Consider the following 20,145-nt stretch of genomic DNA (forward strand, 5'->3'; position numbering starts at 1 on the left):
CCTCATGTAAGTGAGGCAGGCCGAGGGGTCACCAGGAAAATTGCGTTGGGGTACGCCGCTGGCGCTCCGATGTTGCAGGAGTTTGATATTGATAGGCTCCCTGCGCCGCGAAGCGATGATCACTATCGCCAGCCACGAAAGGACGACGCATCCCCGCCCGCGGCGCGGCGATTGCAACAACAGTGCCGGTCGTTGTAACCATTCCGGCCGCTTGATTTTGGAGGAGACGCAGCATGGACCGATTCACCGGCGGTTGCCTGTGCGGCAACGTCCGAATTGTCGCGTCGGGGCGCCCATACCGGGTCGGCCTTTGTCACTGTCTCGACTGCCGCAAGCATCATGGCGCCCTTTTTCACGCTTCCGCGATTTTTCCTGAGGATGCGGTGACGATCGACGGCGAAACACGCGACTACGCCGGGAGGTTTTTCTGTCCCCGCTGCGGCTCCTCCATTTTCGCACGCACCGCAGACGAAATCGAAGTAAACCTGGGGTCCCTGGATGCGCCTGACCAGCTGATGCCAACCTACGAAAGCTGGATCATCCGACGCGAGTCCTGGTTGCCCCAGTTTCCGCTGACGAGACGATACGAGCGCGATCGTGACGCTACGGGTCGCTTTGAAGAGTAAGGTCGCACGAACGGTGCGCCGGCGCGTCAGTCCGGAAGGCCGGCCTTGCGGAAGCCGTCAACGAAATGCTCAAGCGTCGCAGCATCGCGGAATGGCTCCGTTGTCGCCCAGTGGCGGATTGTGAAATGCGGGTTGCCGACGAGGAACAGTTCGACCTCTGCGCGTGCCTCATCGAGCCGGCCGAGTTGGGCAAGGCTTGCCGCTAGGAAACGGCGTGAGCTTGTACGATAAGTCTCGTCCCTGCGCAGCGTCTCGACAGCAGCTTCGTATTCGCGGGCCGCGTATTGCGCCTGCCCGAGCGTCAGATAATACCAACTTGCCGGAAACGGGTTCAGCCGGAAGGCCTTGCGAATGTGCTCAAGGCCCTCCTCGACCTGCCCCGCCAAGACCGTTCGCGCTTGATCCGGGCGCGGGAACGCTCCTCCGGAACGGTGTCCCCGTTGCCGTTGGCTTCCGCGGGCAAGCCTGCCCGGGACGCGTTCTTTGGCGGATATGCCGGATATTTCCCGCGACCCGAACGGGCACCTGTGGGAGGTCGTCTGGAACCCCGCCAACATACCGAGTGAGGATCCTCTTTAAGGGCGGCGCGGGCCTGCAGTCTCGAACCACGTCAGTCATCGTCGGTGCTGGCAAATTCTGTCGGCATCGGGCGGGCGGCCATGCTTTCCCTGGCAACGAGGCCAGTTCGACGGCAGGTCACCGGCATAATCTTAAGCGCTGACTATGTTGCTCTATCCAGATTCGCCTCGCCTGCATGACGCATCATACGGCGAAAGCTCATTGAGATATGCGCCCGCCTTATGTGCCCTATGGACTCCCAGTCGCCGATCTCGGCGGCGGCAAGGACCTCTTCCATTTCGCGGCGGAACGCGGTGAACTCCTCGACAAGGCCCAATTGCGGCATCATCTTCAGGACGACGCGCGCGACTTGAAAATACAGGCGCTCGTTGATCTCGCGCAGCGGCTGGTTGCCGGTCATCGCCGTAAGCTCGTAGAAAAAATCCATGTTGAGGCGCAGGAAAGCGCGCTGGTCGGGATTGAGTATGTCGGCATCGCAGCGCGCGATGAGCGCCCGTATCCGGTCGAGGTCGTCCGCCGTGCGCGGGATCGGCGAAAGCTTGCCGACGAGGAGCGCCAGCTCCAGGCGCAAATGATAGACCTGCTGCAATTCCTCGATGTCGACGTCGGTGACGATCGTGCCGACGCCGTGGACGGATTGGACCAGACCCTCGGATTCGAGACGCGCCAGGACACGCCGGACCGGCGTGCGGCTGATCTCGAATTCCTGGGCAAGTTCTTCCTCGGACAGATGGCTTCCCGGCGCATAGTCGAGCAGGCAGATGCGGTCGCGCAATATCCGGTAAATGCGCTCGAACCGCTCCCGTGCCGAGAGCGGGCGCGGCGGCGCGGCGGTCACCGTCGTGGGCAGCCTGGCATCTGTCGCGATCGTCACCCAGCCTCCAGGACAGCGTGCAGGAATTGCCGTGTCCGCTCGTTCTTGGGGGCGCCAAACAGTTGGCTTGGCGGTCCCTGCTCGCAGATCTTGCCTTGATAGAAGAAGCAAACGCGGTCGGAAAACTCCTTGGCAAAGCCCATCTGGTGGGTCACCATAAGCATGGTTAGATCATGCTCGCGCCCGATCTGCCTTATCACCTGCAGCACTTCGCCGACAAGCTCCGGGTCGAGCGCCGACGTCACCTCGTCGAACAGCATGATCTTGGGCCGCATGGCCAGCGCCCTGGCGATGGCGACACGCTGCTGCTGGCCACCGGAAAGCTGTGATGGATAGTGGTCCTTCTTCTGGGCCAGGCCGACCAGTTCCAGCAGCTCGGCCGCCCTTGCCTCGGCGTCCGCCCGCTTCATGCCGAGCACCGTTATCGGCGCCTCGATGCAGTTCTGCATCGCCGTCATATGCGGAAACAGGTTGAACGACTGGAACACCATGCCGATCTTGGCGCGGATCTTGCGGATGTGGGCGAGATCGGCGGGAACAAGCTTGCCGTTCCTTTCCATATGGGTCAGCGGCTCGCCTTCGACCCAGATGACGCCGTCATTGATCGTTTCCAGCGTCATCAGCATGCGCAGCACCGTCGTCTTGCCCGAACCCGACGGACCGATAACGGAGACTTTTTCGCCGCGCGCTATTTCGAGATTGAGCCCGTCGAGAACGGTTAACGTGCCGTAGCGTTTCGATACATTGTCGAAGCGGACCATCGGTTGTTCCGTCATCGCGTGGTCCTCCGGTTGAGCAGCCCTTCGAGGGAGCGGATGAGCGCCGCCGAAACCAGGCTCATGGCAAGGAAAAACAGGCCGACCAGCGTGATCGGCTCGGTGTAGCGGAACGTTTCGGAGCCAATGATCTTGGCGGTCTGCATCAGTTCCATCACGGCGATTGCGGAGAGCAACGGCGTCTCCTTGAACAAGGCCACCAAATAATTGCCGAGCGCCGGAACGATCGGCGGGATCGCCTGCGGAATGATGATGTCGCGGAACGTCGTCCAGGACGAGAGATTTAGCGCGATCGAGGCCTCCCACTGGCCGCGATGGATGTTGTCGAAACCGGCGCGATAGACCTCGGAGCAGTAGGCGGCGTAGTGGATGCCGATGGCCAGCACCCCGGCGGTGAAAGCGTCGAGCACGACACCGAATTTCGGAAAGACGAAATAGAGAAAGAATATCTGAATGAGCAGCGGGGTCGAGCGGATCAGCTCGACCAGCACCGAAATCGTCCAGCTGGTCCATGGCACGGCGATGCGGACGACCGCCAGCACCAGGCCGAGCGAGGCGGCAAGCGCAAAGCCGATTAGCGTCGCCTCGATGGAAATGACGGCGGCGCGGGCAAGCACCGGCAGGATTTCCAGGGCAAATCCCCAATCCCAGATCATGCCGCCTTCCCCCGCGCCAGTCCGAGCGACGCCCGCCTTTCGAGAAGCCGCATGCCGATGGTGAGAACCAGCGACATTGCCAGGTACATCAAAAGCACGAGGGTGAAGATCGGAATGGTCTTGAACGTGTTCTGGTTCATTTGCTGCGCCTTGAAGGCGAGGTCCGAAAGCGTGATCAGCGAGACCAGCGCTGTCGATTTCAGAAGCTCGATGAACAGATTGCCCCAGGGTGGGATCATCGCAACAAAGGCCTGCGGCAGGATGATCCGGCGCAACATCTGTGGGCGGCTCATGTTCAATGCCGTACACGCTTCCCACTGCCCGCGGGCGACGGACTGGATCGCGCCGCGCACGCACTCCGATCCGTAGGCGCCGACATTCAGGCCGAGCGCGAGCACTGCCACAACGAACGCGTTGATCGTGACGCCGAATTGCGGGAGCACGAAAAACAGCCAAAACAATTGCACCAGTGCCGACGTTCCGCGGAAGATCTCGACGTAAACCGTGGCCAGCCATCTGAGCGGCGTCGGGCCGTACATCCTTGCAAGTGCTGCAAGCACGCCCATGACAATTGCGAGCAGGCTGCCGAGGACGGCGATCTCGACCGTCAGGACCGCGCCTTGCAGCAGCCCCGGCATGAACACTCTATAGCTTTCCTGTGTTGCCAACGCGCCGATCACGACGAGCGCGATGACCAGCATGGCAATGAGTGTACGGATTCCCATGCGATTCCCCCGGGAAAAGAGGGCGGCGCTTTCGCGCCGCCAGCAGTTGGGAACCTATTTGCCAGCGCAGAGCTCTGCGGTGGTCTTGTTGGGGAGATAATCCTTGCCGAAGCCGAGTGGCTCGACCAGCGCGATATGCTCCGGCGAACCGAGGAACTTCTTCAGCTCGGCGTTGAACGCCTCCTGCAGGTCGGTGTCTTCCTTGCGGAAGCCGAAGCCGCCATGACCTTTCACCGATTTGCCGGCGACCTCGCCGAAGGGCTTGGTCGATTCGACGCCGTCGGCTTTCTTGGCCATATCGGCGATCGAAAGAGCGGTCAGCGCGGCTGCATCGGCGCGGCCCGACTGGACGGCGGCGAGCAGGCTGGACTGGTCGGGCAAGGAGACAATCTGTCCACCGGCAACGCCCGCTTCCTTGGCGAAGCCGCCTTCGACGGCGCCGGCCATCACGGCAAGCTTGAGATCCGGATTGTCCTTGATGCTGGAAAAATCCTTGATGCCTTTCGGATTGCCTTTTGCCACCAGCATAGCCTCGCCGATGCCGTAGGACGGCTCGGAGTAGTTGATCTCGGCGCAGCGCTTCGGAGTGATGAACATGCCGGCGGCGATGATGTCGAAGCGGCCGGCCTTGAGACCCGGAATGAGCGAGCCGAATTCGGTCAAAACACCGTCGACCTGCGGTATGCCCATCTTGGCGAGCACCGCCTTGGCGACTTCCGGCGCTTCGCCGGTCAGCTTGCCGTCTGGCGTGGCGTAACCGAACGGCGCCTCGTTGGCGAAACCGACGCGGATGTAGCCGTCTTTCTTGGCCCGTTCGAGGGTGGTTTCCGCGTGAGCGGACTGCGACGTCAATGACGTCGCTGCGAGCGCAATGCAGGCAGCCGCTTTCACGACCATGCGGCGCGATATCGATGAATTGAACATGCTTTTCTCCCATTGGACAACTGACGGATGGTTCCCAGGGCGCGGCCTTCTTCGAGGTCGACGCCTGCTTGATAAGACGTATACAACTGCCCTAGACATTTCGCAAGCAGAGATATAGAAACCAAGAAAATTCGACGATAATTCGTAGTTAGCCAATAAATCGACGTCGAGTTGTGCACAATTTGGCCTGTTTGCTTTTTTGCGAAAGGGGCAAACAGCGTACCTGGAAGGCAGGATTTCGGTGGCGACTGCGAACGGGTTCGGGACATTCACGCAAGCGGAGTATGGGCAGCGCCTCGCCGGCGTGAAGACACGCATGCAAAAAACCGGCTTCGATCTCATCGTCTGTCAGGATCCAGCCAACATGTGCTGGTTGACCGGCTATGACGGATGGTCGTTCTACGTTCCGCAGTGCGTGCTCGTCCATCTGGAGGAGGACCGGCCGATCTGGTTCGGCAGGGCGCAGGATGCCAAGAGCGCACGCCTAACCACTGGCCTGCCCGAGACAAACATCGTGCCGTTCTCGGAACGGCTGGTGCAGCAGCCGGTCGAACACCCCTATGACGAACTCGCCCAACTGATCCGGTCGCGTGGCTGGGGAAAGGCCCGCATCGGCGTCGAGATGGACGCGCATTATTACACCGCGCGCTGCCACGCCCATCTCGTCCAGGGCCTGCCTGATGCGCACTTCGCCAACAACCACGATCTCGTCAACTGGGCGCGGCTGGTCAAGTCCGAAGCCGAGCTGGTGCTGATCCGCGAGGCCGGCGCGATCTGCACGCATGCCATGAACCGCGCCGTCGAAAAAATGCGGCCTGGCGTGCCGCAGAACCACGTCATAGCCGAAATCTATCACGCGCAGATCATGGGCGTGCCCGGAGCGGGCGGCGACTATGCCGCGATCTGTCCGCTGATGCCCGTTGGCGAGGGCACCAGCACGCCGCACCTGACGTGGTCCGACGCGCCGCTGCCGGACAGCGGCCTCGCCATTCTAGAGATCGCCGGCGTGCGGCGCCGCTATCATGCAGCGCTGACCCGAACGGTACATTTCGGCAAGCCGCCGCAAGCCATCCTCGACATGGCCAAGGCGATCGTCGAGGGCGTCGATGCTGGCCTCGAGAAGGCGCGCCCCGGCAACACCGCCGAACAGGTGGAAGCCGCCTGGCAGGCAGTCTTGAGGAAGAACGGGCTGAAGAAAGACAGCCGCGTCGGCTATCCGGTCGGACTCGCCTACCCGCCCGATTGGGGCGAGCGTACCGCGAGTCTTCGTCCCGGCGACACCACCGAGATGCAGCCTGGGATGTGCTTCCATTTCATGGCCGGCGTCTGGCTCGACGATTTCGGCATCGCCATCTCGGAATCGTTCGTTGTCACGGAACGTGGCGGCGAACGCCTCTGCGACGTGGCGCGCGAACTCATCGTTATCGACTGACATGGCGGCCGGGAAACCGGCTGCCGAAAAGACCATGCCCGCCACCAAGCCGGCAACAAGCACGAGGACGCCCGATGGACCGCAATCCTTTCTCCGATGCCGAAATCGCCGACCGCTTGGTAAAGGTCCGCATTGCACTGGCCGAACGCGAGCTCGACGCGGCGGTGTTTGCCTCGCCGGAGAACGTCTTCTATCTCACCGGGCTTGATCACTGGGGGTATTTTGCCCCCCACCTGCTGATCGTCCCGCTCCGGGGAAAACCTGTTCTGGTCACCCGCTCGATGGAGAAGGTGACGATCGAGAAGCAGGTGAAGGCAGCGGAATTCCGTGGCCATTCCGACAGCGAAACGGCGGCCGACCTTGCCGCACGGGTGCTTGCAGAGCTCGGCCTGTCCGGCAAGCGGATCGGCCTCGAATACTGGACAGCCGGCCTTAGCCATGGACTTGCCGTGGCACTCCAGATGCAAGCAGATGCAAAGTGGAGCGATGTCTCCGGTCTGATCGACAAGATGCGGCGGGTGAAGAGCGCCGAAGAACAGGCGCTGATGCGGCGGGCCGCCAAGGTGACGGACGCCGCCGCCGGTGCCGCGATCGCCGCGATCTCCGATGGCGCTTCCGAACAGGAGGTCGCCGCCCAATGTGTTGCGGCAATGATCCGCGCCGGCGGTCATGCGCCGGGCTTCGGACCGTTCATCCGCCCGGCCGCGCGCCTGGGTGAAGAGCACACGACCTGGGGCGACGGGATCTACCGCAAGGGCGAGCCGGTCTTTGTCGAACTGTCCGGGTGCATCTCGCGCTACCACGCCCCGCTCGGCCGGCTCGTTCGGATCGGCCACATCAGCGACGAAGACGCCACAATGGCGGAGGTGACCGCCAAGGCGTTCAACGCGGTCGTCGAGGCGCTGCAGCCGGGCGCCAAGGCGCGCGATGTCTACGCCGCCTGGCAGGCCGTCGCCGACGAGGCCGGTCTTCCCCACTATCGCCGCCATCACTGCGGTTACCTTGTCGGCGCCGGCCAGCCGCCGTCATGGACCGGCGGCAATTCGGTGACCGGCTTGAGACACGATTCCGACCTCGAGATCGAGACCGGGATGAGCTTCCACATCCTGTCATGGCTGATGGGAACGGGTCGCGGCAATGACTTCGTCTCCAACACGGTGCTGTTGACCGATGCGGGCGCCGAGGTGCTTACCCGTACGCCGGCCGGCCCGATCGTTCGATAGGCCTGCACACATGGCGCGCTACTCGGCATTTTCGATTTTACGCAACGCGCTGTCCGGCCAGAAGAACTGGCAGCGCGCCTGGCGTGCGGCGGAGCCAAAACCGTCCTATGACGTGATCGTCATCGGCGGCGGTGGACACGGCCTCGCCACCGCCTTCTACCTCGCCGAGAACCACGGCATCCGCAATGTCGCGGTGCTCGAAAAGAGTTATGTCGGCGGCGGCAATGTCGGCCGCAACACCACCGTCATCCGCTCCAACTACCTGCTCGACGGCAACACCCAGTTCTACGAATTCTCGATGAAGCTCTGGGAGGGCATGTCGCGGGCGCTGAATTTCAACGTCATGTTCTCGCAGCGCGGCCAGCTCGTCACAGCGCATTCCGCCGATCAGCTCGACGGTTTCAGCCACCGGGCCAATGTCATGCGGCTGAACGGCATCGATGCCGATATCCTCGACCGGGAAGAAGTGCGCAGGCTGGTGCCCTATCTCGATTTTTCCGACACCGCCCGCTTTCCGATCCATGGCGCTATCTTCCAGGGCCGGGCGGGCACGGCGCGCCACGACGCCGTCGCCTGGGGCTATGCGCGCGCCGCCGACGGCCATGGCGTCGACATCATCCAGAACTGCGAAGTGACAGGCTTCGTCCGCAACGGCGACAGCATCGTCGGCGTCGAAACGACGAAAGGCCGGATCGGCGCCGGCAAGGTCGGCCTCGCTGTTGCCGGTCATACATCCGTGCTTGGTGCCAAGGCCGGCCTTGAACTGCCGATCGAAAGCCATGTGCTGCAAGCTTTCGTCACCGAGCCGCTGAAGCCGCTGGTAGATCACGTCGTCGCCTATGGCGCCGACCATTTCTACGTCAGCCAGTCCGACAAGGGCGGGTTGGTCTTCGGCGGCAATCTCGACGGCTACAATTCATACGCCCAGCGTGGCAATCTCGGCGCCGTTCGCGAGGTGGCGGAGGCGGCGATTGCACTGATGCCGTGCATTTCGCGCGTCCGCCTGCTGCGCCACTGGGGCGGCGTCATGGACATGACCCCCGATGCCAGCCCGATCATCTGCCCGACGCCGATCGACGGCCTCTATCTTAATGGCGGCTGGTGCTATGGCGGCTTCAAGGCGACGCCGGCTTCCGGTTGGTGCTTCGCCCACACGATCGCCACCGGGAAGCCGCATCCCTTGATCGCGGCCTACAGGCTCGATCGTTTCCGCACCGGCCACACGCTCGACGAAGCCGGCGTCGGTCCTTCCGCCTGGCTGCAATAGGAGGCGGAACAAAATGCTGCGCATCGAATGCCCCTGCTGCGGCCCGCGCGACCATGACGAGTTCCGCTATGGCGGCGATGCCTCGGTCACGCGTCCGGCCCATGACGACCCCGATCCGGAGGCCTGGTATCGTTATGTCTATGTCAGGAAAAACCCGGCCGGCCCGCACCGTGAATACTGGCAGCACGTGACCGGTTGCCGGCAATGGCTGGTGGTCGAACGCGACACACGCAACCACGTCATCGCAGCCGTCGACTTCGCCAGGAAATCACGCCCATGAGTTCGAACCGCAAACGCCTGCCGGTGGGTGGCCGCATCGTCCGCGAGCAGCCGGTCGAGTTTACCTTCGACGGCCGCAAGCTGGCTGGATATCGCGGCGACACGCTTGCCTCCGCGCTGCTCGCCAACGGCGTCACGCTGGTCGGTCGCAGCTTCAAATATCATCGCCCGCGCGGCATTTTTTCCGCCGGGCCCGAAGAGCCGAATGCGCTGGTTACGCTCGGGAGCGCCGGCAGGCGCGAGCCGAACCTGCCGGCGACGACACTGGAACTCGCCGACGGCATGGTCGTGGAAAGTCAGAACCGCTGGCCGTCGCTTGCCTTCGACGTACAAAGCGTCAACGGGCTGTTGGCACCGTTTCTGTCCGCCGGCTTCTACTACAAGACCTTCATGGGCCCGACGCGCCGCGCCTGGATGTTCTACGAGCACTTTATCCGCAAGGCGGCCGGTCTGGGCAGGGCCGGCACCAGCCCGGATCCCGACCACTACGAGGTTCGTCATGCCTTCGCCGATGTCGCCGTCGTCGGCGGCGGTCCGGCGGGATTGTCGGCGGCGCGAGCGGCGGCCGCGGCCGGCGCGCGGGTCGCGCTCATCGAGCAGGATTTCCTGCTTGGCGGCCAGCTTCTGGCGGAACCGTCCGACAGCGCAGCGGCCGCATGGCTGAGGCAGGCCGAGGCCGAGTTGGAGGGCTTCGAAACCGTCGCGCTGATGAAGCGGACGACCGCTTTCGGCAGCTATGACGGCGATGTCCTTGGACTGGTCGAACAGCGCGATCCAACCGATCCGCAGCCGAATGGCGAGACACGGCAAACGGTCACCATGCTGCGCGCCCGCTCGATCGTTTTCGCCACCGGCGCCATCGAGCGGCCGATGGTGTTCTCGAACAATGATCGGCCCGGCGTCATGCTTGCCTCGGCCGCCCGGACCTATCTCAATCGCTTCGCCGCCCTGCCGGGCAAAAAAATCGTCGTCGCCACCACCAATGACGGTGCCTGGCGCACCGCCTTCGACTATGCCGCAGCCGGCGCGGAGGTGACGGTTGCCGATCTGCGCGCCGTCCCGCCCGCAGCACTTGCCGCGGAAGCCGCACGGCAAGGCGTGGTGGTGCGGGCCGCAACGCGCATCGTCGACCTGCACGGCGGCCATGCCATCAGGCACGTAACGCTCAGCGGGCCGGACGGCCCGTCCGCGGCCGCCTGCGACCTGGTCTGCGTGTCCGGCGGCTGGTCGCCAACCGTGCATCTCACCTCGCACCTTGGTGTCAAACCTGTCTATCGCGACGACATCGGCGGCTTCGTGCCGGGCGCGTTTCCGGCCGGCCGGTTCGGCGCCGGCGCGATGATGGGGGCCCATGCAACTGCCGAAGCCATCGAGGACGGTCATCGCGCCGGCATCGACGCGGCAGTCTCCTGCGGCAAGTCGGCGCCGGTGCCCGATCCGTCCAGACTCGATCTCGGCGAGACCGCCACGATTTCACTTCGCGAAATCCCGTCGGTCGGACGCGGAAAAGCCTTCGTCGATTTCCAGATGGACGTGACGACAAAAGACATCGAACTCGCCCATCGCGAAGGCTATGAATCGGTCGAGCACCTGAAGCGCTACACTACGCTCGGCATGGGCACCGATCAGGGCAAGACCAGCAATTTTCCCGCACTTGCCACCATGGCAGCGCTGCGCAACGCAACGATCCCCGAGACCGGCACCACGACCTTCCGCCCGCCCTATACGCCGGTTGCCATCGGGGCGCTTGCCGGACGCGCCGTCGGCCATCATTTCAAGCCGATCCGCCGCACGCCGGTGCACGACTGGCACATGGCGAACGGCGCCGAGATGCTCGAGGTCGGGCTCTGGATGCGGCCCTATTTCTACCGGCAGTCGGGGCGCGACGTGAACGAGGCCTATGTCGCCGAAATGCGTACCGTACGCCAGGCGGCGGGCCTTATGGACATTTCCACCCTTGGCAAGATCGATGTCCAGGGCCCGGATGCGGCAATCTTCCTCGACCGCGTCTACGCCAACGGCTTTGCCAAACTGGCGGTAGGCCGCGCCCGCTACGGCGTCATGCTGCGCGACGACGGCATTGTCTTCGACGACGGCACCACGACGCGGCTCGCGGAAAACCGGTTCTTCATGACGACCTCGACCGCCAAGGCCGCCGATGTGCTGTCGCGTCTCGAATTCGTGCTCGACACGGCCTGGCCGGATTTGCGCGTGGCCGTCACCTCGGTCAGCGATGAATGGGCGGCGATGTCGGTTGCCGGGCCTAACAGCCGCGCAATCCTCAGCGCTGCTTTTCCTGGTCTCGACGTCTCCGACGCGGCGCTTCCGCATATGGGGCTACTCGAAAGCGAGTGGCAGGGCCGTTGGCTCCGCATCCTGCGTCTTAGTTATTCCGGCGAGCGTGCTTACGAAGTCTATGTCGGCGCCACTGCAGGTGAACAGCTCTGGAGCCGCTTGCTCGAAGCCGGCAGACTGTTCGACTTGAAGCCTTACGGCGTCGAGGCGCTTGGCGCGCTGCGGGTCGAAAAGGGCCATGTCGCCGGACCGGAGATCGATGGGCGCACGACGCTCGACGATCTCGGCCTCGGCCGCATCGCCGGCAAGCGCAGCGGCTTCGTCGGCGACGTCCTGCGACAGCGCCCTGCCCTCCGGGCGCCCAACCGGCAGCGTCTGGTCGGACTGGAATGCGTCGAGAACGGAAAACGTCTGCGCGGCGGCGCCATCCTGTTCCTGCCGGATGAGAAACCCTATGGCCATGGGCGCGGTCGCGTCACCGCCGTCACTTTCAGCCCCGAACGCGGCCATTATGTCGGTCTGGCACTGCTTGCCGGTGATGTCGCGGCAGAAGGAAGCGAGGTCGTGGCGGTCTATCCAATGAAGGCCGAAACGGTTCGCGCTCGCGTTGTCTCGCCGGTATTTGTCGATCCACAGGGAGAACGGCTGCATGGCTAGCTTGACCTCTTCTCGGGATTTCAGCCTGTCCGTGGCAGATTGTCCGCTTATCCAGATCGAGGGCTGGGACGCGACACTGACGCAATTCGAAAAGAGTGTCTCGGCGTCGCTCGGCAAGAAACTTCCCGCTTCGGTCGGAGAGACGGTTCGCCACAAGGGGCTTCTAATCATCCGCGTTGCACCTCGCCGCCTCTGGCTGGTTCTCGACGAAGGCGCGCAAGCGCCTGCCCTTGTCGTCGACCCCGATCTCGGCTGTTCAGTTCCCCTCGGCGAAGGTCGTGTTCGTTTGAAAATGGCCGGCTTTGACATCGCAAGGCTTCTGTCCGGCTGCATTGCAGTCGACTGGCACGCGCCGGCCGCTGCTCCGGGCCGCGCCGTACTGACATCCTTCCATCACGTGTCCGTTCTCTTCCTGCACACCGGCGAGACCGCATGCGAACTCATCGTGCCGCGAAGTTTTGCCCGCAGCCTCTCGGATTGGATTGCCCGCGGCTAGCCAATACCGGTTTAACGGACGGCGAAGCTGCAACGGGCCGCCAGGCTCTCGCCAGCCCCAAGCACCGACAGTCCATTCCATTTTTCGATCGAACCGCGATTGTGAGCATCGACAGCATGACTGACCGGTTCAAAACAGAAGAAGTCGCTCTCGTCCGATGGCGAATAGACCAGGAAAAAATTCAAGGGCGATGAAGCTTCAATCCGAAGGCTGCAACTGTGCTCCGGCCACGATATGGTGGCGACGCCGTTCCAACCGGCAAACAGATTGTTTATCCATCCACTCGGCAATACGGCCGGTGCGCTGAAATCCCAATCGGGACGGGTTTTGATATCCACAAACCGTTCGGGGAGATGGTTGGGCAGTTCGAGACAAACCTGCGACGCCGGCGCATGAAGCGCGGTTCGTGCCGTTCTCGGGAACCATGGATGGATGCCAAGCCCGAACGGCAATCTGATCGATGCCCGATTGACGATGCGAAGCTTCAGCTCGAGCCCCTGTCCGGTCAGAGCGTAGCTCACCTCGGCGCGATATCGATATGGGCCGGGTCCGCTGCTGATGAGGGACAGCTTTGCGTTGTCTTGCGCTACGCTGTCGACGTCCCACTCGCTCGAAAATCCATTGCCGTGAATGGGAAATGGCTCGCCTGCAACATTGGCAGGCAGTTCCTGGAATTTGGAGTCGAATGTGAACCCGCCGCCTGAGATGCGATTTGACCACGGCAAAAGCAGGTTGCAGGCAAGATCGACCGGGCTGCTGCTCCCGCCATCCGGCCATGGCCTGAAGAGAGGCACGCGCCCATAGTCCAGTCTCGCAAGACCTGCCCCAAGCGACGGGACGATTTCAGCGGATAGGTCTCCGCTTCTGATCTTTATCGTCCCGACCATCGGCTTCAGACGGTGTCGGCCTTGGCAGCGGCGATCGGCTGTTGATGGCGGCCTTTGCGAGCCACTGCAAGAAGGTCGTTCGACGCGATCCCGATGAGCGCCTTCATCTGATCGTGAGCGTCGTCGGCCCTGCGCATCCTAATTGCCTCCAGCACGTCGCCGTGCGCGCTCAGTGTCTGCTGGTAGTTGGCGGTGGCCGATGTGGTCAATCGGAAGGAGAAGCTGAGGGCGGCAGCAAGCATGTTGCCGAGATTGGCGAATACCGGGTTGCGGCTGGCACGAAGGATGGCCGTATGAAACCTGACGTCGGCATCGAGACACGCAGCAAGATCGTCCTGCGGAGCAATGCGCATGGCTTCATACGCCGCTTCGATGACTGCGAGATCGCCTGACGTCGCCATCTTGGCCGCAAGTTGGGCGGCAGCGGGTTCAATGACCAGCCGCGCCTCGATCAATCCCCGAACGAAATCGAGATCGGGCTCGATATCGCGCATCCATTCCAAAACCTGTGCATCCAGCCTGTTCCATTCGCTCGACACGCGCACGCGCGTCCCGGCCCGCTTGCGTGCCTCGATCAATCCTTTCGCCGAAAGCGTCAGAAGAGCATCGCGAAGCGCGGTGCGGCTCGCCCCGTAGATGACGCAAAGTTCGGCTTCCGTCGGCAGGACGGAGTGCTGCGCGTAGGAGCCGGCGAGGATTCGCTGTCCGAGATCGCGTGCGATGCGATCCTTGAGCGATGACGTGGCGCCCTCTGCGGCAGGAATGTCCTGCGTGCCTTGGCCAGTCGAAGCGATCGCCGCGTCCATCGTCATGTCCTGTTCAAGTGGTACTCGGCAATTACCACAGCAAGTATCAGCAGCGAGCCCTTGGCAAGCAACTGATAGAAGGTTGGCACGGACGTCAGTATCATTCCGTTGTTGAGGACGCCAATGATGGCGACGCCCAGCAGCGCGCCGATGATCGTACCCTTCCCGCCCTGCAAGGCGCAGCCACCCAGCACGGCCGCTGTGATGGCCTCGAGTTCCAGACCTTGGGATCCGGATACGGGCTGGCCCGAGCCGGTACGGGCAGCCAACAGAATCCCGGCCAATCCGGCTGCCACTCCACTCATGATGTAGATGCCGACGCGGTAGCGATTGATATTGATGCCGGAGAAGCGTGCGACAACGGGATTGCCGCCCAGGGCATAGATGTTGCGGCCAACGATCGAGCGGGCAAGGAAGAGATGGAACACGATCGCGGTCAGCAAAAGAATCCAGATCAGCAGAGGCAGGCCGAGGATTCGTCCGATCCCGATGAAGCGGAAAGTGTCGCTGAAAATCGCGATCGATTGCCCATCGGACATGATGAACGCGATGCCGCGGAAGATCGCCATCGTACCGAGAGTTGCGATGACAGCGTTGACCCGCCCATAGGTGATGATGATGCCGTTCACGAGGCCGGCAAGACCGCCCAGGACCAGGCCGGCAAGAATGCCCGCGGCGGGCGATCCAGTGGCCTGGATGGCCATTGCCGTCGATACTGTGGTCAGACCGACAATTGCGCCGACGGCAATATCGAGCCCTCCGGCGACGATGACCACGGTCTGGCTCATCGCCAGAACGCCCAGGATGGTAATGCCTAGACCGATGTTCAGCAGGTTTCGGCTCGAGAAGAACACGTCGCCTCTCAGGGTGCCGAAGATGAGCACGAGAATGGCGAGAGCAACAAGAAGGCTTATGGTGTGAATGCCGATGCGCTCTGCGATGCGCAAGGAAGCGCGCCTTTTGCCGGTTTGTGTTGTTGCTGTGCTGAGCTCAAGGCTGTTCACTGAATTTGTCCTCCGAGCGATGCTACAGATTGCGGCATGGCGTGTTTCAGGATCGTGGTCTCGTCGATGTCAGGGCGGGAAAGTTCGGCCGTGATCCGACCTCCAGCCATGACAAGCACCCTGTCGGCGAGCCCGATCAGTTCCGGCATTTCCGAGGAAATCAGGATGATGCCGATGCCGCTGGCGGCGAGTTCGTCGATCAGGCGATAGATTTCCGCCTTGGCGCCGATGTCGATGCCGCGGGTCGGCTCGTCGAGGATGAGAAGCATCGGCTGCCGCGCAAGCCAGCGCGCGAGAACGACCTTCTGTTGATTGCCACCCGACAGTTTGGAAACCTCTTCGTCGAGGTTGGGTGCCTTGATCGACATCTTTGCTGCAAGCGGTGAGACGATCTCCAGAGCCTTGCGCCGGTTGAAGAAGCCGAAGGTCGACGTCTTGTCGGGCACGCACAGCGAGGCATTGTCAAGAATGCTTCGGAACAACAGCAGGGCTTCGTGCTTGCGGTCTTCCGGAGCGAAGCCGATGCCTGCCGCGATCGCTGCATGCGGACTGTTAGGGCCAACGGACACGCCGTTCATCGTTATGGTTCCGTCGACGCGCCGATCATAGCCGACAATCGCCTTTGCCAGCTCGGATCGACCCGCACCCATAAGGCCGGCAATGCCGAGCACCTCGCCGCGGCGGACCTTGAGGCTCACATCGGTGACGTGGTCGGTGGTCAGGCCCGTCACCTCCAGCAACGGTTTAACCGATTGCCACGTCTCGCGGGTAAACAGATCGGCAATGTCGCGGCCGACCATGAGCTTGGCTATGGTCTGCTCGCTGGCACCGGCCGCGGGGGAATCATCGACCAGCCGGCCGTCCCGCAAAACGACAATGCGATCCGCAAGGTCGATGACCTCGTTCAGCCTGTGAGAGATGTAGACGATCGAAGTGCCCTCTTCGCGCAGCCGGCGAATTACTGAAAACAGACGGCGCGCTTCGTCGTCGGTCAGCGACGAGGTTGGCTCATCAAATGCGATCAGCCGGCCGCCGGCACGTATGGCGCGCATGATTTCGATCATCTGGCGCTGTGCCGGACCGAGTGTGCTGCAGAGTTGACGCGGCCGCATATCCTGCTGCATGCCGAAGGTCGCAAGCACCTTATCGGTCTGGTCCTCGAGCCTGTGCCAGTCGAGCAGGACGCCTGCCAACCGCGGCAGTTCGCCGACGAAAATGTTCTCGGCCACGGTCAGGTTCGGAACGATCTCCGGCTCCTGATGGATGACGCGTATTCCGGCTCTGTGGCTGTCGCGCGGTTCGCTGAAAACGATCGGCGTGGAGCCATGCAGCACGATGCCGGTGTCCGGTGCGAACACGCCCTCGAGAATTCGCATCATTGTCGACTTGCCGGCGCCATTCTCGCCAACCAGGGCAAGCACCTCTCCTGGCCGAAAGGCAATCGAGACATTGTCGAGCGCCTGCACGACGCCGAAGCGCTTCGATATCCTATCGAGCGAGAAGAAATCCGATTGCATCAAAGCTCACTCCCGAGGATCGATCCCGTGTGCCTGCGGACGAACTGCCGGCCCAAAAAGCGTCATGCGCCTGCGGCGCATGACGCATATCTGGTTCAGTGGCAGAGCTTGGCTTTGTAGTCCGACGCAAAATTGTCGGCAGTGATGTATTCCGGATCGGTGAAGGATTGCACGGGTAGCTTGGTTCCATCCTTGATGGAGGCCAACAAGATCTTCACCGCCAGTGCGCCGTGATTTGCCGAATTGAGCCACATCGTACCACGGAATGCCGAAGGCTTTCCGGATCCGAAGGCGTCGCAGGCGCGGCTCCCGTCGATGCCGATCCCCATGCCCTGGTCTGCGGAATAGCCGGCATTCTCCAGTGCTCGCGCACCACCCAGCACACCATCATCGTTGCATGAATAGAATATCCAGTTCGTGACGCTGGGATTGGCCGTCAGTGTGGTGGTCATCACGTCGATGGCGTTGACCATCGTGTTATCGTAGGGGACGCGAACGATGTTGCCCGGCTTGAAATCGGGCACCGCCTTCAAGAACGCCTCTTCCGCGCCCTTGTTGCGCTGCATGCAGGTATCAGCCTTGCGGTCCTCGATCGAGGCGATGCGCACCTCTTTGCCCGCCCAGCCATCAGCCTTGTAGAGCTTGGCAAGCTCTTCGCCCACCCGCGCACCGATGTTGTAGGCATTCATGCCGACATAGGGGACCTGGGTGCCATCCTGGTAGTAGATATCGTCGTCCACCGCCACCAAGGGAATTTTTGCGGCCTTTGCTTTCTCCGCGATGACCGGTCCCAGCGCCTTGTCGGGGACAACGATGGCGATGCCTTTCACGCCATCGCCAACCATCGTATCGAAGGTCGTGATCGTCAAATTGGCGTCGAACTGAACGTCCTGCGACACGAATGCAGCCCCTGCCGTCTCAGCCGCTTTCTTGGCGCCGCCGACTTCGGCGACGAACCATGGGTGGTCTCCCATCTTGTTGATGTAGCCGATCTTGATATCGTCCGCGCTTGCTGCGCCACTCATCAGTCCGGCAGCCAGTATCGCAAATGTCGCCAAAGCCTTTGTTGTGGTTTTCATGAAGATCCTCCCTGAGCTCTATGGTGGTTGCTAGTCGTGGTAGAGAACCGAGCGCCCACCATCGATGGTGATCGTCTCGGCATTTATGAACGGCGCTTCGTCCGAAGCGAGGAAAACCGCCGTCATTGCAACCTCGTCCGGCCGGCCAATTCGCTTGGGCGGATGGAGGTCGTAGGCTCGCCGCTTCTCCTCGGCGGGGTTCGGGAATGTGTTCCAGTAGGCTTCCGCGATCGGCGTCTCGATATAACCGGGGGCGATCGCGTTCACCCGGATGCCGCGCGCGGCATATTCAATGGCGAGCGAGCGGGTGAGGCCCAGAAGCGCATGCTTGGCGACCGGGTACGGAAATGTATGGGGAATGATCTGGAACGCGTGACAGCTCGCTATGTTGACGATAGAGCCTGAGCCGTTCGCCAGCATCGTCGGCAAAACCGCCTTGGCGCAGAACCACGCGGCCTGGAGGTCGAGCTTGAGGCAGCGCTCCCATTCCTCATCCGGCATCGCCAGCGGTTCGTAAAAGACGTTGGCACCGGCATTGTTGACGAGAATGTCGACGCCGCCATAGGTCGTGATCGTCCGGGAGACCATGTCCGCGACCGCGGATGCGCCGGTGACGTCCGTCTCGATGAACAGGGCGTCCGCGCCCTGGGCACGCAATTCGTCGGCGATCGCTTTTCCGCTTACCGCATTCAGTTCGGCAATAACGGTCTTTGCCCCATGTGTTGCAAAGGCGCGGGCGGTGGCGGCACCGATGCCTTGGCCGGCGCCCGTGATGATTGCGATCTTTCCTTGCAGCCGTCCTGCCATTGCATTCACCAATCCACCACGGTGCCGTCCGGCATGACGGCGTTGCGGGCATGCAGCACTTCCTGCTTGAAGGGGTGGCGCGCGATCACGTCCTCATTGACGGTGACGCCAAGGCCCGGCAGTTCGGGCAGATCCCAGCGGCCTGGTTTACGCTGAATTGGCCAGGTGACCACGTCGTCGTACCAGGCGACGGCACCGGACATCTCCTCCTGAATGACAACGTTTGGCGTCGATATGCCGAAATGAAGAGCAGCCACACCGGCGATCGGACCGAGCGGGTTGTGCGGCGCAAGGCCGATGCCTGCGGTTTCCGCCATGGCCGCGATCTTCTTTGTCTCGAGCAGACCGCCAGTGTGGCAAATATCAGGCTGGGCAATGTTGAAGGCGCGGGCTGCGATCGAGTGCGTGAATTCGCGGCGCCCGATCAGCCGCTCGCCGGACGCGATCGGCACGGCCGATCGCGCCGTAATATGCGCCAGTCCGGCAACATCTTCGGGTGGAACGGGCTCTTCCGCGAACATGATGCGGGCCGGCTCGATTGCCTTGAGGTAATCCATCGCCGCGTTAACCGATGCAGGGCGCCCGTGGAAATCGACCATGATGTCGATATCCGGGCCTATGGCCTCGCGAAGTGAGCCAACCATGTTGGCAACGGAGTCGACTGCCTTGGCGGGCGATACGTAGTGGGTGTAGGGGATGCAGACGACCTTGACCGCGTCGTAGCCTGCTTGCGTCACGATGCGTCCGCGTTCAACGATCGCGTCCGTGGATCCGGTCTCATAGACCGCCTTCATGTCCCCGAGGCCGAGATGCGTATAGGTGCGCAGATAGTTGCGGACCTGGCCGCCCAAAAGGCGCCAGAGGGGGACGCCCAAAGACTTGCCCAGGATGTCCCATAGCGCGATCTCGATGCCGCTGACGGCGGACATTCCCTCGACGCCGAGACGCCAAAAGCCGTGCCGCGTAAGTATCTGGTAGCACTGCTCCACATTGCGCGGATCTTGCCCGATGAGCAGGGCTTCAAGATCCTGAAGCGCCCCAACGACGGCTCGGGTCTTCCATTCCAGCGTTGCCTCACCCCAGCCAAACAGGCCGGGCTCGTCGGTTTCGACGCGAACGAAGACCCAGTTGCGCATTTCCGCATTGCAGACGCGCGCCTTGATGGCCGTGATTTTCATTGATCCTCCCAGACCTGCTGTCTTTTTTCGAGGCAATATGTATGATTTATTACGAATA

General features: G+C 62.4%; 19 protein-coding genes and 1 pseudogene. 7 read left to right on the top strand and 13 right to left on the bottom strand.

The annotated features are described in order from the left end of the window. Positions 1 to 233 precede the first annotated feature (233 nt). Positions 234 to 626, top strand: a complete 393-nt coding sequence (locus RQ479_RS14225; RefSeq protein WP_376705560.1) for a GFA family protein — start codon at positions 234 to 236, stop codon at positions 624 to 626. A gap of 26 nt (positions 627 to 652) precedes the next feature. Here the strand turns inward: RQ479_RS14225 and RQ479_RS14230 are convergent. From RQ479_RS14230 to ehuB, 6 genes and pseudogenes are all read right to left on the bottom strand, one after another. Continuing rightward, a pseudogene (locus RQ479_RS14230) lies at positions 653 to 1,015 on the bottom strand (adenylate cyclase); the annotation flags it as partial. 332 nt (positions 1,016 to 1,347) lie between these two features. Beyond that, on the bottom strand, positions 1,348 to 2,079 hold the full coding sequence (locus tag RQ479_RS14235; protein WP_376705561.1) for a GntR family transcriptional regulator: 732 nt from the start codon (positions 2,077 to 2,079) through the stop codon (positions 1,348 to 1,350). Next, positions 2,076 to 2,855, bottom strand: coding sequence for an ectoine/hydroxyectoine ABC transporter ATP-binding protein EhuA (ehuA, locus tag RQ479_RS14240; RefSeq protein WP_376705562.1), 780 nt, complete (start codon positions 2,853 to 2,855; stop codon positions 2,076 to 2,078). The genes RQ479_RS14235 and ehuA overlap by 4 nt, the downstream gene beginning before the upstream one ends. Next, a complete protein-coding gene (ehuD, locus tag RQ479_RS14245) occupies positions 2,852 to 3,511 on the bottom strand; it encodes an ectoine/hydroxyectoine ABC transporter permease subunit EhuD (RefSeq protein WP_023674259.1) in 660 nt (219 codons plus the stop codon). Before ehuD ends, ehuA begins: the two co-directional genes overlap by 4 nt. Next, positions 3,508 to 4,236, bottom strand: coding sequence for an ectoine/hydroxyectoine ABC transporter permease subunit EhuC (gene ehuC / locus RQ479_RS14250; RefSeq protein WP_376705563.1), 729 nt, complete (start codon positions 4,234 to 4,236; stop codon positions 3,508 to 3,510). The genes ehuD and ehuC overlap by 4 nt, the downstream gene beginning before the upstream one ends. A 54-nt stretch (positions 4,237 to 4,290) precedes the next feature. Next, a complete protein-coding gene (gene ehuB / locus RQ479_RS14255) occupies positions 4,291 to 5,160 on the bottom strand; it encodes an ectoine/hydroxyectoine ABC transporter substrate-binding protein EhuB (RefSeq protein WP_376705564.1) in 870 nt (289 codons plus the stop codon). A gap of 316 nt (positions 5,161 to 5,476) precedes the next feature. Between ehuB and RQ479_RS14260 the strand changes: the two genes are divergently transcribed. The 6 genes from RQ479_RS14260 to RQ479_RS14285 all read left to right on the top strand — a co-directional run bounded on the left by RQ479_RS14260 (position 5,477) and on the right by RQ479_RS14285 (position 12,809). Next, the gene (locus RQ479_RS14260) at positions 5,477 to 6,592 is read left to right on the top strand and encodes a M24 family metallopeptidase (RefSeq protein ID WP_376705565.1); all 1,116 of its coding nucleotides are present in this window, start codon (positions 5,477 to 5,479) and stop codon (positions 6,590 to 6,592) included. Between the two features lie 74 nt (positions 6,593 to 6,666). Next, positions 6,667 to 7,815, top strand: a complete 1,149-nt coding sequence (locus RQ479_RS14265) for a M24 family metallopeptidase (protein ID WP_376705566.1) — start codon at positions 6,667 to 6,669, stop codon at positions 7,813 to 7,815. Positions 7,816 to 7,825: 10 nt separating this feature from the next. Next, a complete protein-coding gene (locus RQ479_RS14270) occupies positions 7,826 to 9,082 on the top strand; it encodes a sarcosine oxidase subunit beta family protein (RefSeq protein ID WP_376705567.1) in 1,257 nt (418 codons plus the stop codon). A 13-nt stretch (positions 9,083 to 9,095) separates the two neighbouring features. Next, positions 9,096 to 9,362, top strand: a complete 267-nt coding sequence (locus RQ479_RS14275) for a sarcosine oxidase subunit delta (RefSeq protein WP_376705568.1) — start codon at positions 9,096 to 9,098, stop codon at positions 9,360 to 9,362. Continuing rightward, positions 9,359 to 12,313 (top strand): sarcosine oxidase subunit alpha family protein, encoded by a 2,955-nt coding sequence (locus RQ479_RS14280; RefSeq protein WP_376705569.1) that lies wholly within the window; start codon positions 9,359 to 9,361, stop codon positions 12,311 to 12,313. The genes RQ479_RS14275 and RQ479_RS14280 overlap by 4 nt, the downstream gene beginning before the upstream one ends. Further along, complete coding sequence (locus RQ479_RS14285; RefSeq protein ID WP_376705570.1) at positions 12,306 to 12,809, top strand: sarcosine oxidase subunit gamma family protein; 504 nt, start codon at positions 12,306 to 12,308, stop codon at positions 12,807 to 12,809. Before RQ479_RS14280 ends, RQ479_RS14285 begins: the two co-directional genes overlap by 8 nt. Before the next feature lie 11 nt (positions 12,810 to 12,820). Here the strand turns inward: RQ479_RS14285 and RQ479_RS14290 are convergent, their stop codons facing one another. The 7 genes from RQ479_RS14290 to dgoD all read right to left on the bottom strand — a co-directional run bounded on the left by RQ479_RS14290 (position 12,821) and on the right by dgoD (position 20,087). Further along, positions 12,821 to 13,696 (bottom strand): aldose 1-epimerase, encoded by an 876-nt coding sequence (locus RQ479_RS14290; RefSeq protein WP_376705571.1) that lies wholly within the window; start codon positions 13,694 to 13,696, stop codon positions 12,821 to 12,823. 5 nt (positions 13,697 to 13,701) lie between these two features. Next, entirely contained in the window at positions 13,702 to 14,502 is an 801-nt protein-coding gene (locus RQ479_RS14295) for a FadR/GntR family transcriptional regulator (protein ID WP_352463963.1), read from the bottom strand. Positions 14,503 to 14,504: 2 nt separating this feature from the next. Further along, positions 14,505 to 15,506, bottom strand: a complete 1,002-nt coding sequence (locus RQ479_RS14300; protein WP_376705572.1) for an ABC transporter permease — start codon at positions 15,504 to 15,506, stop codon at positions 14,505 to 14,507. Further along, a complete protein-coding gene (locus RQ479_RS14305; protein ID WP_376705573.1) occupies positions 15,503 to 17,023 on the bottom strand; it encodes a sugar ABC transporter ATP-binding protein in 1,521 nt (506 codons plus the stop codon). The genes RQ479_RS14300 and RQ479_RS14305 overlap by 4 nt, the downstream gene beginning before the upstream one ends. A 95-nt stretch (positions 17,024 to 17,118) precedes the next feature. Further along, on the bottom strand, positions 17,119 to 18,102 hold the full coding sequence (locus tag RQ479_RS14310; RefSeq protein ID WP_376705574.1) for a substrate-binding domain-containing protein: 984 nt from the start codon (positions 18,100 to 18,102) through the stop codon (positions 17,119 to 17,121). Between the two features lie 30 nt (positions 18,103 to 18,132). After that, on the bottom strand, positions 18,133 to 18,909 hold the full coding sequence (locus tag RQ479_RS14315; RefSeq protein WP_376705575.1) for an SDR family oxidoreductase: 777 nt from the start codon (positions 18,907 to 18,909) through the stop codon (positions 18,133 to 18,135). A 5-nt stretch (positions 18,910 to 18,914) separates the two neighbouring features. Beyond that, entirely contained in the window at positions 18,915 to 20,087 is a 1,173-nt protein-coding gene (gene dgoD / locus RQ479_RS14320) for a galactonate dehydratase (protein ID WP_376705576.1), read from the bottom strand. Positions 20,088 to 20,145: the final 58 nt, after the last annotated feature.

Origin of the sequence: Mesorhizobium sp. ISC25 (genome assembly GCF_042295465.1) — a bacterium.
Taxonomy (GTDB): Bacteria; Pseudomonadota; Alphaproteobacteria; order Rhizobiales; family Rhizobiaceae; genus Mesorhizobium.

Excerpts from the sequence above, each read along its gene's own strand:
- RQ479_RS14225 (WP_376705560.1), top strand. The coding sequence starts at position 234 with ATGGACCGATTCACCGGCGGTTGCCTGTGCGGCAACGTCCGAATTGTC.
- ehuA (WP_376705562.1), bottom strand. The coding sequence starts at position 2,855 with ATGACGGAACAACCGATGGTCCGCTTCGACAATGTATCGAAACGCTAC.
- ehuD (WP_023674259.1), bottom strand. The coding sequence starts at position 3,511 with ATGATCTGGGATTGGGGATTTGCCCTGGAAATCCTGCCGGTGCTTGCC.
- ehuC (WP_376705563.1), bottom strand. The coding sequence starts at position 4,236 with ATGGGAATCCGTACACTCATTGCCATGCTGGTCATCGCGCTCGTCGTG.
- ehuB (WP_376705564.1), bottom strand. The coding sequence starts at position 5,160 with ATGTTCAATTCATCGATATCGCGCCGCATGGTCGTGAAAGCGGCTGCC.
- RQ479_RS14260 (WP_376705565.1), top strand. The coding sequence starts at position 5,477 with ATGCAAAAAACCGGCTTCGATCTCATCGTCTGTCAGGATCCAGCCAAC.
- RQ479_RS14265 (WP_376705566.1), top strand. The coding sequence starts at position 6,667 with ATGGACCGCAATCCTTTCTCCGATGCCGAAATCGCCGACCGCTTGGTA.
- RQ479_RS14270 (WP_376705567.1), top strand. The coding sequence starts at position 7,826 with ATGGCGCGCTACTCGGCATTTTCGATTTTACGCAACGCGCTGTCCGGC.
- RQ479_RS14275 (WP_376705568.1), top strand. The coding sequence starts at position 9,096 with ATGCTGCGCATCGAATGCCCCTGCTGCGGCCCGCGCGACCATGACGAG.
- RQ479_RS14280 (WP_376705569.1), top strand. The coding sequence starts at position 9,359 with ATGAGTTCGAACCGCAAACGCCTGCCGGTGGGTGGCCGCATCGTCCGC.
- RQ479_RS14285 (WP_376705570.1), top strand. The coding sequence starts at position 12,306 with ATGGCTAGCTTGACCTCTTCTCGGGATTTCAGCCTGTCCGTGGCAGAT.
- RQ479_RS14290 (WP_376705571.1), bottom strand. The coding sequence starts at position 13,696 with ATGGTCGGGACGATAAAGATCAGAAGCGGAGACCTATCCGCTGAAATC.
- RQ479_RS14295 (WP_352463963.1), bottom strand. The coding sequence starts at position 14,502 with ATGGACGCGGCGATCGCTTCGACTGGCCAAGGCACGCAGGACATTCCT.
- RQ479_RS14305 (WP_376705573.1), bottom strand. The coding sequence starts at position 17,023 with ATGCAATCGGATTTCTTCTCGCTCGATAGGATATCGAAGCGCTTCGGC.
- RQ479_RS14310 (WP_376705574.1), bottom strand. The coding sequence starts at position 18,102 with ATGAAAACCACAACAAAGGCTTTGGCGACATTTGCGATACTGGCTGCC.
- RQ479_RS14315 (WP_376705575.1), bottom strand. The coding sequence starts at position 18,909 with ATGGCAGGACGGCTGCAAGGAAAGATCGCAATCATCACGGGCGCCGGC.
- dgoD (WP_376705576.1), bottom strand. The coding sequence starts at position 20,087 with ATGAAAATCACGGCCATCAAGGCGCGCGTCTGCAATGCGGAAATGCGC.